Genomic DNA, 14,310 nt, shown 5'->3' on the forward strand with positions numbered 1-14,310 from the left:
ATTCCGCTATAGTCGCGGCCACGACGGTGCTTGAAAACAAAGAGGAAACGAGAATGCGCCTGAAGCTTCTTTCGCCTGGCGAAATGAACGAGAGCCAGCGGCAGACCTATGACGAGTCGATTGCCGGCAAGCGCGGCAAGCCGCCGGCGCCGATGATGGCCTGGCTCAACAGCCCGGAGATGGCGCGCCATGCGACGCGGCTCGGCGAAGTGCTGCGCTTCGATACGATCTTTCCGGCAAAACTCTCGGAGATCGCCATCCTGGTGACGGCACGGCACTGGACCGCGCATTACGAATGGTATGCGCATAAGCGCCTCGCGCTCGCGGGCGGCATGGATCTAGAGATCATCGACGCGATCCGCGACCGCCGCACGCCCGAGTTCGACGATCCCAAGGCTAAGATGATCTACGACCTCGCGAAGTCGCTGCATGAGGGTCACGGCGTCGAGAAGGGCCTCTATGATGAGGCGGTGAAGCTCCTCAGCGAGCGCGGTGTGGTCGAGGTGATCGGGCTATGCGGCTATTACACCATGGTGTCGATGACGCTGAACACGTTCGAGTTCGAGCTGCCCGACGGCGAGGTGCCGGAGCTTAGCTAGAGCGAGTGAAAATTGAGTGTAGTCGGCGTTCACCTCTCCCCAGCGGGGAGAGGTCGGATTGCGAAGCAATCCGGGTGAGGGGCCGCAGCTTCTGGTGAGAGCGTAACCCCTCACCCGGCTCGCATCTTCGATGCGCTCCGACCTCTCCCTTTGGGAGAGGTGAACCTCCGCCTGGGCTGACACAGAACCATGCATTCACCCCAATGGATTTCCCATTCGGAAACGCTGGGTTTCGGGATGAACCAGTAGCGCCGTCCCGAAGCCGGGCCTATGTGGAGTTCAGAAACGGAGCAGCCACATGTCGCAAACATCCGCCGTCGCCGCCGGCACCAGGATCGGCCACGTCCATCTCAAGGTCGCCGATCTCGATCGCGCGCTCGGCTTCTACTGCGGCGTGCTCGGCTTCGAGCTGATGCAGCGCATGGGCTCGGGCGCGGCCTTCATCTCGGCGGGCGGCTATCATCATCACATCGGGCTCAACACCTGGGAGAGCAAGGGCGGCTCGCCGCCGCCGCCGGGCACGACGGGATTATTTCACACCGCCATCCTCTATCCGACCCGCCCGGCGCTGGCGGACGCGCTGCATCGGGTGCTCTCGGCCGGCATCGCGCTGGACGGCGCCAGCGACCACGGCGTCAGCGAGGCGCTGTATTTGCGCGATCCGGACCAGAATGGCGTGGAGCTGTATTGGGACAAGCCTCGAGAGCAGTGGCCGTTCGGGCCGGACGGAAAGCTGGCGATGTTCACCAAGCGGCTGGATGTGGAGGACCTCTTGAGGCAGCGCGAAGCGTGATCTTGTAGGGACACGATCTCGTAGGGTGGGCAAAGCGACTTGTCCGCCGTAGCTCGAAGAGCGAAGGCGGAAGCGTGCCCACCAATTCTCGCGAGAGACGTTGACAGATGGTGGGCACGGCGCTGTGCGCCTTTGCCCACCCTACGGGAGTTTTGCTTGTGGCGCGCGCTGCACCATGATCAACGCAGCCGCCGCCACCTCGAGCGCGATGCAGAGATAGAACGGCAGCGAATAGCTGCCGGACCAATCGCGCAAGGCCCCGACGATTCCGGGGCCGAAGGCATAGGTCACCTGGTTGATCGCGGTGTTCAGGCTGATCAGCACGCCGAACGAGGCGGGGTCGAACTCCTGCTGCACGATCAGCGACGGCAGCGTGATGAGGTTGCCGACCGAGAAGCCGAACACCGCGCAGGCCGCGATCAGCACGTAGTCGTTGTGCAGATTGATGACGACGAGAAGTGCTGCAGCCTGGCTCAGGAATGAGAGCGCCGACGCCAGCCGCTGGTTGAGGCGGTCGATCACCAGCGAGAACAGCACGCGGCCGACCACCGCCATCGCGGTGAGCACCGCGACCGCAACCGCGGCGCGCTCGCGGCCGATCACGGGGTCGAGGAACGAGATCAGGTGGACGATGAAGCCGACCTGCGCGAACAGCACCAGCGCGAACGCAATGGTCACCGTGAGGAAACCGAGATCGCGCAGCGCCCAGGCGCGGATCTCTGTCGACGATTGCGGCTTCGCTTTCGCTGTCGCCTGCCAGCCGTGAAGATCGGGCGGACGGCCGACAACGAGCAGGATCACCGGCACGAGCAGGACCAGCATGGCGCCGGCGGCGACGTACATCGCGCTGGCAAAGCCGATATGGCCGATCAGCGTCACCAGCAGCGGCACGCCGACGATGCCGCCGAAGCTCGCGCCGTTGAGCGCGAGGCTGATCGCCATGCCGCGCTTCTGGTCGAACCAGAGACTGATCGTATTGGTGATCATGGCGAGACTCGTGCCGGCCCAGCCGAAGGCGAGCACAGCGTCGGCGAGATAAAGCTGCCAGGGCTCGCGCACCGCGCCGATCGCGACGCTAGCTGCCGCCATCGCCAGCGTGCCGGCGATGAGGCAGATGCGCGCGCCATATTTTCGGACGGCCTCGCCGACGAAGACGACCAGCAACGCGCCGAACAGATAGAAGAACGTGGTGCCGGACGAGATCAGCGAGGCCGGCCAGCCCCGCGCGCGCTGGAGCTCGGCGACATAGACGCTCTGTCCGTAGAAGCCGAGCCCCCAGCCGAAGGTCGCGAGTAGGAAGCAGACGGCGACGATGCGCCAGCCTTCGTAGCGGAGGGAGGATTCGCCTATGGGTGGATGATGAAGATTATCGAGCATCGCCGCTTACTCCGTCATGCCCGGGCATAGCCGTCTGAAGGACGGCGTCGCTTCCGCTCGCCTATGCCCGGGCATCCACGTTCTTTCTTCAGCGTCCTAAGACGTGGATGGCCGGGACAAGCCCGGCCATGACGACATCTAGTAACCTACTCCCGAAAATCACTTCGACCGGGATCGAACTATCAACGGTGCTGACAGCCTCCTGCCAACTTGTTGCGCATCACACCGCGTCGGGGAACTCGCCCATGGCCGCCTCCAGCCGTGCCTTGCGGCGTCGTGCCCAGGAGACCAGCGAGAGCACGGCAAGGCCCAGCACCACCGGCGGGAACACCACCATGTTCACCGCGGACCAGCCGAAATTGGCCAGCAGCTGGCCCGAGGAGAACGAGCCGATCGCCATCATGCCGAACACCAGGAAGTCGTTGAAGGCCTGCACCTTGTTGCGCTCCTGCGGGCGATGCGTCTCCAGCACCAGCGCGGAGGCGCCGATGAAGGAGAAATTCCAGCCCACGCCGAGCACGATCAAGGTGGCCCAGAAGTGCATCGCGGTGAGGCCGGAGAGGCCGACGCCGGCGGCGCCCGCTTCCAGCAGCAAGCCGGCAGCGACGATCACGGGCGCGCCGAAGCGCGCGATCAGCGCGCCGGTGAAGAAGCTCGGGCCGTACATGGCGACGATGTGCCATTGAATGCCGAAATTGGAATCGGAGACGGACAGGCCGCACATCTTCATGGCGAGCGGCGCCGAGGTCATCACCAGATTCATCACGGGATAGGAGATGACGCCGCACAGCGCGGCGGCGATGAAGCGCGGCTGACTGACGATCGTGAGCAGCGGCCGGCCGCCGTGCAGATCGGCCGGCGCGGGCTTGGGCATATCGACGCCGGCGACGATGCCCATCGCGACCAGCGCCACGGCGGCCTGCACCAGGAAGCTGAAGGCGAACAGATAAGGCGACCACACGTCCATGGTCCATTGCACGAGCTGCGGACCGAGCACGCCGGCGAACACGCCGCCTGCCATCACCCACGACACGGCCTTGGGCCGATAAGCGACGCTGGCGCCGTCGGCGGCGGCGAAGCGATAGGATTGCGCCACCGCGCCATAGAGGCCGCCGAGGAAGGTCGCGAGGCAAAACAGCGCGAACGAGCCGTGCAGGATGGCGAAGCAGCCGAGCAGGCCCGTCAGCGCGCCAAGGCCGGTGCCGACCACGAAGGCGGCGCGGCGGCCGAAGCGGCGCGAGATCGCACCGGTCGGCAGCGTGCCGGCGGCGAGGCCCACCACATACATCGAGATCGGCACGGTCGCGAACGACATGTCGGGCGCGAGCGTGGCGCCGACGATCGCACCGGTGGCGAAGATCACCGCCGAGTTGGCGCCGGTCAGCGCCTGCGCGGCCGCAAGGCGCACCACATTGGCACGCACGCGCGAATCGTCGGCGATCTCGTTGGCTGAAGTCACGTCTAGCATCGGCATTTCCGCCCCAAGGGGCTCTCGAGGAGCGCGTTGATTCCCGGCACTATGGAGGGGCACGGGAGGGCGGGCAACCGGCGCAAACGGGCGCGGGCCATGCCTCTGACGCAATCAGGCGGATGATACCGGAGCACGCCCTTGACGGCTTGCGCTCGATCAAATCCTATCCGCCGCGATTTTTCGGAGTTTCGTTCATGTCCGCCGACGACAGGCCCACGCTCAGCGCACCCGATGACGATCCCTGGCTCTGGCTGGAGGAGATCGAAGGCAAGCAGCCGCTTGATTTCGTCGAGCGGCAGAATCAGCTGACGCTCGCTGCCTTCGGCGGCGCGGCCTTCGAGCGCGACCGCGACATCCTCGCCGCGATCTATGATCGTCCCGACAACATCCCCTATGTCAGCCGGCGCGGCAGCGATCTGCACAATCTCTGGAAGGACGCCACCAACCCGCGCGGCCTGTGGCGGCGGACCACGCTGGCGGAGTTTCGCAAAGCGAGTCCCGCGTGGGAGACGCTTCTCGACGTCGACAAGCTCGCAGCGGACGAAGGCGAGGACTGGCTGCTGAGCCAGATGGCCACGATGCCCGGCAGCTCGCGGGCAATCCTGAGCCTGTCGCGCGGCGGCAGCGACGCCGTCACCTTGCGCGAGTTCGACCTCGCCACGAAGAGTTTTGTCACGGACGGCTTTGCGCTGCCGGAAGCAAAGGGCGGCGTCGACTGGCTCGATGCCGACACGCTTCTGCTGTCGAGCGCGCATAGCGAGGGCATGGCGACGAGCTCCGGCTATGCGCGGACAGTCCGGCTTTGGCGACGCGGACAGCCTGTCGGCGAGGCGCAGGTGATCATCGAGACCACTGCCGATCACATGATGATCTACGGCATGAGCGACGACACCGGACCTGCACCGCGGGTCTGGATCGTCGAGCAAATCGACTTCTTCAATCACGCAATCTGGCTGCGCGATGCGACCGGCTCCACGACGAAGCTCGATCTGCCGACCGGCATCTGGATGCAGGCGCATGGCGACTGGTTCGCGATCAAGCTGCGCAAGGACTGGACGGTCGAAGGCCGCAGCTATGCCACCGACACCGTGCTCGGCATCTCGCTCTCGGCCTTCCTCGCCGGCAGCCGCGATTTCGCGGTGCTGTTCGAGCCGGCGCCGCGGCGGGCGCTGCAGGGCTTGTTCTGGGCCGCGGGCAAGCTGGTGCTGTCGATCCTCGACGAGCTCCAGCCGCGCTTCGAAATCTGCACGCCGTCCGCCACCGCCTGGAGCCGAAAGACGCTTCCCGGCCTGCCGGAGATCGGGGTCGTCGACGTCTGGCCGCTCGACCGTCATCCCAGCGAGAGCAATGGCGATTTGCTCGCCAATGTGCAGGATCCGCTGACGCCGCCCTCTCTGCTGCTGCTCGAACGCGGCGTCGAAAGCCCGATGGTGCTGAAGCAGGCGCCGAAGACATTCACCGCCGACGGCCTCGTGGTGACGCAGCACGAGGCGATCTCGGTCGACGGCGAGCGCATTCCCTATGTGCAGACGGGTCCCGCGACCGACACCGGCGATGCGCCGGTTTACATGAGCGCCTATGGCGGCTTCGGACATTCCGTGAAGCCGTACTACAACGCCTCGCTCGGCAAGCTGTGGCTGGAGCGCGGCGGCACGACGGTGCAGGCGAACTTACGCGGCGGCGGCGAGTTCGGCACGCGCTGGCACGATGCCGGCCGGCTCGCTGGCAAGAAGCTGTCGCATGACGATTTCGCAGCCGTCGCAGCCGATCTCGTCCGCCGCGGCGTGACGAGCGCAAAGCGCATCGCCGCGCAGGGCGGATCGAACGGCGGCATCCTCATCACCAACATGCTGGTGCGCTATCCCGAGCGGTTCGGTGCACTGTTCTGCACCATCCCGCTGATCGACATGCGCCGTTACACAAAACTGCTCGCGGGCGCGAGCTGGATCGCGGAATATGGCGACCCCGACAAGGCGGAGGAGTGGGAATGGCTGAAGACCTACTCCGCCTATCACAACGTGAAAGCCGGCCAGTCCTATCCGCCGATCCTGATCGCCACCACGCGGCGCGACGATCGCGTCCATCCCGGCCACGCGCGCAAGATGGCGGCGAAGCTGCAAGCGATGGGCTACGAGGCCTGGTTCTACGAACCGGCCGCCGGCGGCCACGGCTATGGCAAGGACAACAAGGAGCGCGCCGGCTTCGAGGTGATCGGCTTCCGCTTCTTGAAGGAGAAGATCGGCTGGCGAGATGGGGAGGGCTAGCGCCGTCCCGTCGAAGCTTTGATCGGAGCGTAACGTGAGGCGGGCACTGCTCCCTCATTCCCTCCCCCCTTGCGGGGGAGGGGCAGGGAGAGGGGTGCCACACGGGGACTCTCTCCAATCGCGCGCGCGGCACGATCGCAGACGGATAGACCGTTTGCTGGGCTACCCCTCTCCCCCGCCCTCCCCCGCAAGGGGGGAGGGAGCGCACCGCCGTCGCGCCGACAGCCCGGATCTCGCCGCGCTCAACTCCGAGAAAACACCAGCGTCAGATTATTCGCGGGCATCTCGATGGTGTCGACCAAGCGCAGGTCTGCCGCCGTTGCCAGCTTCTCGACATCGCCGACATCGCGCACGCCCCATTCGGGATTGCCTTCACGCAAGGAGGTGTCGAACACGGCATTGCTGAGCGCAGTGTGCTTGCCGTCGCGCTTGAAGGGGCCGTAGAGGAACAGCTTGCCGTCGGCGCGCAAGTAGCGGCCGGCGCCGGCGAACAGGCCTTCGGCCACGCTCCATGGCGCGATGTGGATGACGTTGGCGCAGAACAATGCGGCAAGGCTGGTCGGCGCCTGCCCGCTTCGCATCTCCGGACACCAGTCGGGATCGGTGAGATCGATCCGTAGGGGCGAGCGGATGTTTTGCAGGCCCGAATGGACGCGCCAGGCCTCGATGCTCTTCAGATGCCGCTGGTTGAGATCGCTCGGCCACCACACGAGGTCCGGCGTGTGGCGGGCGAAATGGACCACGTGCTGGCCGGTTCCACTGCCGACCTCGACCACGTTGCCGGTCAGCCCGGCGAGATGCGTCTCCAGCGCCGCCCAGAGCGGCTCGTGATTGCGATGAAATGCCGGCGCGTCGAGCCGCCCGTCCGGTTCGACCCGTCCGCCGTCCCTGCCAAATTCGACGACATAGTCCGCCAATTGAGGTCCCCTTGAAAAACAAGAACGAGATAAAAAACAGAACGAGCGCCCAAACGCCCTGAAAACAGCCGACCCACGTCCGTTGACCTTACCCTTGGGTCCGAAACTCTTGGGTCCGAATCCGCCGAACAAATAATCTCTTTAGTTGCAATGCGGAAGATATTAACTCCATTTTGCCGCGTGCATAGTCTTGATTGTCAGGCGATGCCCTTTGTGCTTTGGAACGCTATATTTCCGCGAACGAGATCATCGACATAACGCCTCGGAACGACGCCTTGACCGCCCTTCCCCGGACGCCCGTCCTTTACCTCCTGCTGGCACTCGCAGCCGGCCTTGCCGCAAGCCCTGCGCAGGCGCAATCCGCTGTCGCCGAGGGCCAGAAGCTCGCCTTCGACCGCGGCAAGGGCAACTGCCTGACCTGCCACGTGATCAAGGGCGGCGACCTGCCGGGAACGATCGGTCCGGAGCTGAAGGACATCAAATCAAAATACCCTGATCGCAACGAGCTGGTCGCGATCATCTTCGACGAGACCAAGCGCAACCCGCAGACCATGATGCCGCCGTTCGGCCGGAACCGGATTTTGACCGAGCAGGAGATCAGCGCGATCGTTGATTTCCTGCAGACCCTGTGACTTCAGGCACGCCAAGAGATAGTGCAGGAGATTTGAGATGACCACCGTGACCGGCCCTCATCCGACGCGGCGCCTGATCCTTCAGGGCGCAGCCGGCGTCGCGCTGCTCGGCCTTGGCAATCTGCCGTTCGGAGCCACGTCTGCGCTCGCGGCAGCCAACGACAAGTATCCGGAAGAGGCGTTCAAGCTGAAGAACGAAGCCGATGCGATCAAGGCGCTCTACGGCAAGACCGCCGAGCCCTCCGATAAGATCAAGCTGGACGCGCCGGAGATCGCCGAGAACGGCGGCGTGGTGCCGATCTCGGTGACGACGACGCTCGACAAGGTGACCTCGATCTCGTTCTTCGTGGCCGAGAACCCGAACCCGCTCGCGGCTTCCTACAGGATTCCCGACGGCACGCTGCCGGGCGTCGCCAATCGCCTGAAAATGGCCAAGACCACCAACGTGACCGCGATCGTGGAAGCCGACGGCAAGCTCTACAGCGCGACCAAAGAGGTCAAGGTCACCGTCGGCGGCTGCGGCGGTTAAGCGAGGACAATCGACATGGCATCCAGCATTCGCGTCCGCGCCACCGCCAACGGCGACATCACCGAGGTGCAGACACTGATCCAGCACCCCATGGACACCGGTCTCGTCAAGGACTCCAAGGGCGAGCTGATCCCCGCGCACTTCATCCAGCAGCTGAAGTTCGAATGCAACGGCAAGGACGTCTTCGTTGCCGATTGGGGCACCGCGGTCTCCAAGGACCCCTACGTCAAGTTCAGCTTCAAGGGCGCCAAGAAGGGCGACGAGCTCAAGATCTCCTGGACCGACAACAAGGGTGCGTCGGATACGACCACCGCGAAGATTTCGTGATGAAGGCCCGCACCTCGCTCCTGCTTGGCTCGCTCAGCGCCGCGCTGGTCGCGTTCGCGCTGACCTCCCCGCGCGTGGTCGCGGCCGACAAGGTCGATCCCGTCGCCGACGCGAAGGCGTTCCAGAATTTCTTCTTCCAGAAGTTTCCGGATGTGAAGCACGAGGACTTCGTCAACGGTCCCTATTCCATGAACGCCGACATGAAGCGGCAGTGGCAGGAGAAGGAGGAATTTCCGCCTTACGAGTTCGCGCTCGATGCCGGCAAGGAGATGTTCGCGACGCCGTTCAAGAACGGCAAGACCTATGCCGACTGCTTCCCGAACGGCGGCATCGGCATTCGCCAGAACTATCCTTACTTCGACACGAAAGAGGGCAAGGTCGTCACGCTGGAGCTCGCGCTCAACCGCTGCCGCGAGGCCAATGGCGAAGCGCCCTATTCCTACGTCAAGGACGAGATGGCTTCGCTGACCGCCTACATGGCCTACACGTCGCGCGGCAAGCCGATGGACATCAAGATTCCCGATGATCCCCGCGCACTCGAAGCCTTCGAGAACGGCAAGCGTTATTTCTACACCCGCCGCGGCCAGCTGAATTTCTCCTGCGCGAGCTGCCATGTGCAGAGCCCGGGCGAGCGCATCCGCGCCGAGATCCTGGCCCCCGCGCTCGGCATTTTGAACGCAATGCCGATCTACCGGTCTGAATGGAGCGGCATGGGCACGACCAGCCGCCGCTTCGTCACCTGCAACAGCCAGACCCGCGCGGTTCCGCTCGAGCCGCAGGCAGATGAATATCGCGACGTCGAGTATTTCCTGTCCTACGTCGCCAACGGCCTGCCGATTTCAGGCCCGGGAGCGCGGCCATGAAGCTGTCACTTGCCTTGGCCATGCTGCTCGCCGTAAGCCTCGCGCCATCCGCCCGCGCGGCCAATGAGGCGGACTACAAGGCGGCCTATGCCGCCGCCGAGGCCGCCTCCAAGGAGGCAGCCGGCATGCGCAACCAGTGGACCGTGACCGTATCGACGCTCGCCGCCGCCAAGAAGGCGGCCGATGGCGCCGATTTCGACCGCGCGGTTGCCGCTTCCAAGGAAGCCGAGGCGCTGGCGAAGGCGTCGATTGTCCAGGCGGCGTCCGAAAAAGAAGCCTGGAAGGCCATGGAAATCCGCTAAAGCGCGATGCGATTAGGATTAGGATCGCCATCGCGCTTTAGCTCTTTGATTGAGCATGATCTTTTCGGAAAACCGCTGCGCACTTTTCCGGATCATGCTTTAGACTTGAGCGTGTTGAACTGTCGTAGCCGAGCATAGGCGCGGAGAATCTGGGATGGCCATCCGCCGCCGTGATTTCCTGAAGAGTACAGCCGCTGTCGCAACCTCGCTCAGCCTGCCCCGGCTCGCGCGCGGCGCCGAGACCGCAAGCATTTACGACCTCGAACGGTTCGGCAATGCGCGGATCCTGCACACCACCGACACGCATGCGCAGCTCAATCCGGTCTATTTCCGCGAGCCCAGCGTCAATATCGGCATCGGCGAGATGGCGGGGCGGCCGCCGCATCTGGTCGGCCGCGCTTTCCTGGAGCGGTTCGGCATCCGGTCCGACAGCGCCGATGCCTACGCCTTCACCTGCTTCGAGTTCGAGAAGTCCGCGGGCCGCTTTGGCAAGCTCGGCGGCTTTGCCCATCTGAAGACGCTGATCGACCGTTTGCGCGGCGAGGCCGGTGAGAAGCGATCTGTGCTCGTCGACGGCGGCGATCTCTGGCAGGGCACCGGCCTTGCCAACACCATGCAGGGCCGCGACATGGTCGAGATCGCCAATCTGCTCGGCATCGAGGCGATGACCGGGCATTGGGAATTCACCTATGGCGAGCAGGTGCTGCGCGACAATCTCGAGCGCTTCAAAGGCGAGTTTCTGGCGCAGAACGTTTTTCTCACCGAGGAAGCCGCGTTCAACGACGCGCTCGCCTTCGACAAGGCCAGCGGGCGCGTGTTCAAGCCCTCGGTGATCAAGGAACTCGGCAGCCATCGCGTCGCGATCATCGGCCAGGCGTTTCCCTATGTGCCGATCGCGCATCCCAAGCGGTTCACGCCCGACTGGACCTTTGGCATCCGTGAGGAAGAGCTGCAGAAGCACGTCGACGGCCTGCGCAGCACCGACAAGGTCGATGCGGTCATCCTGCTCTCGCACAACGGCATGGACGTCGATCTCAAGCTCGCGAGCCGCGTCACCGGCATCGACGTCATCCTCGGCGGCCATACCCATGACGCCGTGCCGCAGCCGATTGCCGTGACGAATGCCGGCGGCACCACGCTCGTCACCAATGCCGGCTCCAACGGGAAGTTTCTGGGCGTACTCGACCTCGTGCTCGAGAAGGGCAAGGTCGGCGACGTCAGATATCATCTGCTGCCGGTCTATTCCGAGCTGCTCAAGCCCGATCCGGCCATGGCCGAATTGATCGGCCGATTGCGCGCGCCGCATGTGACCGACTGGGCGGAGAAGATCGCCACCCCGGACCGCCTGCTCTATCGCCGTGACAATTTCGCCGGGCCCATGGACGAGCTGATCTGCACAGCGCTGCGCACCGAGCTCGACGCGGAGATCGCGCTGTCGCCGGGCTTCCGCTGGGGCGTCACCGCGCTGTCGGGCCAGGCGCTGACCATGGAGGATGTGCTCGCGGAGACCGCGATCAGCTACCCCGAGACCTATGTGCAGGAGATGACCGGCGCAGAGATCAAGGACGTGCTGGAAGACATCTGCGACAACCTCTTCAACGCCGATCCCTATTACCAGCAGGGCGGCGACATGGTGCGCGCCGGCGGGCTCAGCTACACCTGCAGCCCAACCAACGCGATCGGCAGCCGCATCTCGGAGCTGAAGCTCAATGGCGGCAAGGCGTTGAGCGCCAGCCACCGCTACAAGGTCGCGGGCTGGGCCTCGGTCAACGGCCAGCAGGGCGCGCCGGTGTGGGACGTCGTCGCCAAATATCTGCGCTCGGGCCGGATGCTTCAGGAACGGCTCGGCAGCGGCGTCACGCTGAAGGGCGTCGAGGGCAATCCGGGCATTGCGGGATAGGGATGATGCGGTCGCAAATTCTTCGCGTGCTGATGCTGCTCGCCTGGATGACGATGCCGCAGGCTTTTGCCCAGCAGGTGCCGCTCCAGGACAAGCCGTTCGCCGAGCACAAGATCGTGCTCCAACTCTCCGACGGCGATGTGAAGAAGCAGGCGCTGGTGCTGAGCATCGCCAACAATCTCTTGAAGGCCTACGACCCCGACAAGGTCGCGATCGAGGTCGTCGCGTTCGGTCCCGGCATCGAACTGCTGCTTGTTGGCAGCGAGCGCCGCAAGCAGGTCGAAAGCCTGATCGCGCAGGGCGTGCGCTTCGACATTTGCCTCAACACCGTGGATACGATCGAGCGGGAGACGGGGAAGCGGCCGGAGTTCATTCCGGCGGGGACGCCGGTGCAGGTCGGGGTCGGGCAGATCCTGTTCCTGGCGGAGAACGGGTATACGGTGGTGAGGCCGTAGGGGGCGTCAGGGCAGTCCCACGCTACTCACCGCTGTCATTCCCCGCGAAAGCGGGGAATCCAGTAGGCCGCAGCTTCTCCGTACCCCCTCACTGTCTCTGGAATACTGGATCGCCCGCCCCAGTGCGCAATTGCGCACAAGGCGGGCGATGACAGCAGGGGTGGGGGGCAGAGTGCCCTAAGCCACCCTCCCATCCCCCTGCAAGAAGAATCTTCCAAATATTACCATCTACACAGTGAATTGCTTCTCTTTCTTCCCTGCCCCGTAGTAGAATCCTCGAAACCAGTTCCACGCCGGGGCCTGCCATGATCTTCCGCCAGCTCTTCGACAGCGTTTCGGGCACTTACAGCTATCTGCTCGCGAGCCGGCCCGGCGGCGAGGCGCTGATCCTCGATCCGGTGCTGGAGAAGGTCGATCGCTATTGCCAGCTGCTGCGCGAGCTCGACCTCAAGCTGGTCAAGGCGGTCGACACCCATCTGCATGCCGACCATGTCACCGGCCTCGGCGAGCTGCGCGACCGCACCCATTGCATGACCGTGATGGGCGACCAGACCAAGGCCGACGTGGTGGCGATGCGGGTTGCCGACGGCGACAAGGTCACGATCGAGGGCCTGTCGCTCGACGTGATGTACACGCCCGGCCACACCGACGATTCCTACTCCTATCTGATGGGCGACCGCGTCTTCACCGGCGATACGCTGCTGATCCGCGGCACCGGCCGCACTGATTTCCAGAACGGTTCATCGCGCGCACAATACGAGTCGATCTTCAACCGGCTGCTGAAACTGCCGGACGAGACCATGGTGTTCCCGGCGCACGACTACAAGGGCGACACCGTCTCCACCATCGGCGAGGAGAAGCGCTACAATCCACGGCTCCAGGTGCGCTCGGTCGACGAATATATCGAGCTGATGGCGAACCTGAAGCTGCCCAATCCGAAGATGATGGACGTCGCGGTGCCCGCCAACATGCGCGTCGGCCTGCATCAGGAGGAGCTGGCGAAGGAAGGCCGCGCGCTCAGCGCTGCGGAGGCGATCCGTTCGCTCCACCGGCCCGACATCCTGCTTGTCGATCTGCGCGAGACCAATGAACGGATGAAGCACGGCATGCTCGAAGGCGCGCTGCACACGCCCTATCCGTCGGTCGAGGAGAGCCTGAAGCCCGGCGGCATGCTGCGCGAGGTCGCGGCCGCGACCGGCCGCCGCGTCGTGTTCTTCTGCGCCTTCGGCGAGCGCTCGGCGATGGCGGTGGCCGCCGCGAAGGACGCGGGATTGTCGAATACCGCGCACATCGCCGGCGGCATCGATGCCTGGAAGAAGGCGGGCGGGCCGGTGGTGCACGCCTGACGCCGCTACGCAGCCTTGCGACAGATCAGGGAACCCCACATATTTTCCGGATAGAATCGGGTGAAGCATCACCATCCGGGACCAGCCATGGCCAAAACCGCCAAGCCAAGCGCGCCGCCGAAGACGAAGACGGCTGACGACAAGACAAAGACACCCCCGCCTCCGCGCGACTTCGACGACGATTACGAAGACGGCGACATCGCCACGCCGAAACGGGATCGTTACGGCAATGACGACGAGCCGTTGTGAGGGCGTGAAGCTTGCCGCACGAACGGTACGTTCCCTCCCCCCTTGCGGGGGAGGGTTAGGGAGAGGGGTGCCACACGGCACACTTTGTCGAGAGCGCAACAGACTCTTTGCAGCGACGACCGATAGACCTTTTGCTGGGCCACCCCTCTCCCCGGCCCTCCCCCGCAGGGGGGGGGAGGGAGCGCAGTGTGCCCCCCTGCACCGCCGGGCAATCATCGCGATTGCAGCCCCCACCCGCACTACCTGCCATGCGCCTGCGTTCATGGACAAATAACCGCTCTCCCCG

The 14,310-nt window shown here is 64.6% G+C and carries 15 protein-coding genes; 12 read left to right on the plus strand and 3 right to left on the minus strand.

All coding sequences use genetic code 11. From position 1 onward, the window contains the following. The first annotated feature begins 53 nt into the window (after positions 1-53). Both AAFG16_RS45545 and AAFG16_RS45550 read left to right on the plus strand, forming a co-directional pair. Complete coding sequence (locus tag AAFG16_RS45545) at positions 54-599, plus strand: carboxymuconolactone decarboxylase family protein (RefSeq protein ID WP_283082673.1); 546 nt, start codon at positions 54-56, stop codon at positions 597-599. Positions 600-897: 298 nt separating this feature from the next. Continuing rightward, a complete protein-coding gene (locus tag AAFG16_RS45550) occupies positions 898-1,392 on the plus strand; it encodes a VOC family protein (protein WP_342735765.1) in 495 nt (164 codons plus the stop codon). 141 nt (positions 1,393-1,533) lie between these two features. Here the strand turns inward: AAFG16_RS45550 and AAFG16_RS45555 are convergent, their stop codons facing one another. Both AAFG16_RS45555 and AAFG16_RS45560 read right to left on the minus strand, forming a co-directional pair. Continuing rightward, positions 1,534-2,769, minus strand: a complete 1,236-nt coding sequence (locus AAFG16_RS45555; protein WP_342735767.1) for an MFS transporter — start codon at positions 2,767-2,769, stop codon at positions 1,534-1,536. Between the two features lie 220 nt (positions 2,770-2,989). Next, positions 2,990-4,237, minus strand: a complete 1,248-nt coding sequence (locus AAFG16_RS45560; protein ID WP_342735769.1) for an MFS transporter — start codon at positions 4,235-4,237, stop codon at positions 2,990-2,992. 197 nt (positions 4,238-4,434) lie between these two features. On the opposite strand from AAFG16_RS45560, the gene AAFG16_RS45565 reads away from it, so the two are divergent. Then, positions 4,435-6,504, plus strand: a complete 2,070-nt coding sequence (locus AAFG16_RS45565) for a prolyl oligopeptidase family serine peptidase (RefSeq protein ID WP_342735771.1) — start codon at positions 4,435-4,437, stop codon at positions 6,502-6,504. 242 nt (positions 6,505-6,746) lie between these two features. Here the strand turns inward: AAFG16_RS45565 and AAFG16_RS45570 are convergent, their stop codons facing one another. Then, the gene (locus AAFG16_RS45570; protein WP_342735773.1) at positions 6,747-7,421 is read right to left on the minus strand and encodes a DUF938 domain-containing protein; all 675 of its coding nucleotides are present in this window, start codon (positions 7,419-7,421) and stop codon (positions 6,747-6,749) included. A gap of 275 nt (positions 7,422-7,696) precedes the next feature. Between AAFG16_RS45570 and soxX the strand changes: the two genes are divergently transcribed. The 9 genes from soxX (at position 7,697) to AAFG16_RS45615 (ending at position 14,024) form a co-directional block, all read left to right on the plus strand. Next, positions 7,697-8,053: a sulfur oxidation c-type cytochrome SoxX gene (soxX, locus tag AAFG16_RS45575; protein WP_342735775.1), complete on the plus strand. Its 357-nt coding sequence runs from the start codon at positions 7,697-7,699 to the stop codon at positions 8,051-8,053. A gap of 37 nt (positions 8,054-8,090) precedes the next feature. After that, positions 8,091-8,582: a thiosulfate oxidation carrier protein SoxY gene (gene soxY, locus AAFG16_RS45580; RefSeq protein ID WP_342735777.1), complete on the plus strand. Its 492-nt coding sequence runs from the start codon at positions 8,091-8,093 to the stop codon at positions 8,580-8,582. A gap of 15 nt (positions 8,583-8,597) precedes the next feature. Continuing rightward, positions 8,598-8,909 (plus strand): thiosulfate oxidation carrier complex protein SoxZ, encoded by a 312-nt coding sequence (gene soxZ / locus AAFG16_RS45585; protein ID WP_342735779.1) that lies wholly within the window; start codon positions 8,598-8,600, stop codon positions 8,907-8,909. Then, positions 8,909-9,772, plus strand: coding sequence for a sulfur oxidation c-type cytochrome SoxA (soxA, locus tag AAFG16_RS45590; RefSeq protein ID WP_283082681.1), 864 nt, complete (start codon positions 8,909-8,911; stop codon positions 9,770-9,772). The genes soxZ and soxA overlap by 1 nt, the downstream gene beginning before the upstream one ends. Continuing rightward, the gene (locus AAFG16_RS45595) at positions 9,769-10,074 is read left to right on the plus strand and encodes a hypothetical protein (RefSeq protein WP_283082682.1); all 306 of its coding nucleotides are present in this window, start codon (positions 9,769-9,771) and stop codon (positions 10,072-10,074) included. Before soxA ends, AAFG16_RS45595 begins: the two co-directional genes overlap by 4 nt. 154 nt (positions 10,075-10,228) lie before the next feature. Further along, the gene (gene soxB, locus AAFG16_RS45600) at positions 10,229-11,974 is read left to right on the plus strand and encodes a thiosulfohydrolase SoxB (protein ID WP_342735781.1); all 1,746 of its coding nucleotides are present in this window, start codon (positions 10,229-10,231) and stop codon (positions 11,972-11,974) included. A gap of 2 nt (positions 11,975-11,976) precedes the next feature. Next, the gene (locus tag AAFG16_RS45605) at positions 11,977-12,429 is read left to right on the plus strand and encodes a hypothetical protein (RefSeq protein ID WP_342735783.1); all 453 of its coding nucleotides are present in this window, start codon (positions 11,977-11,979) and stop codon (positions 12,427-12,429) included. 305 nt (positions 12,430-12,734) lie between these two features. Further along, entirely contained in the window at positions 12,735-13,775 is a 1,041-nt protein-coding gene (locus tag AAFG16_RS45610) for an MBL fold metallo-hydrolase (protein ID WP_283082685.1), read from the plus strand. Positions 13,776-13,862: 87 nt separating this feature from the next. Continuing rightward, positions 13,863-14,024, plus strand: a complete 162-nt coding sequence (locus AAFG16_RS45615; RefSeq protein ID WP_283082686.1) for a hypothetical protein — start codon at positions 13,863-13,865, stop codon at positions 14,022-14,024. The last annotated feature ends 286 nt before the right edge of the window (positions 14,025-14,310 follow it).

The sequence above is a fragment of the Bradyrhizobium sp. B117 genome, assembly GCF_038969555.1.
In the GTDB taxonomy this organism is placed as follows: Bacteria; Pseudomonadota; Alphaproteobacteria; order Rhizobiales; family Xanthobacteraceae; genus Bradyrhizobium.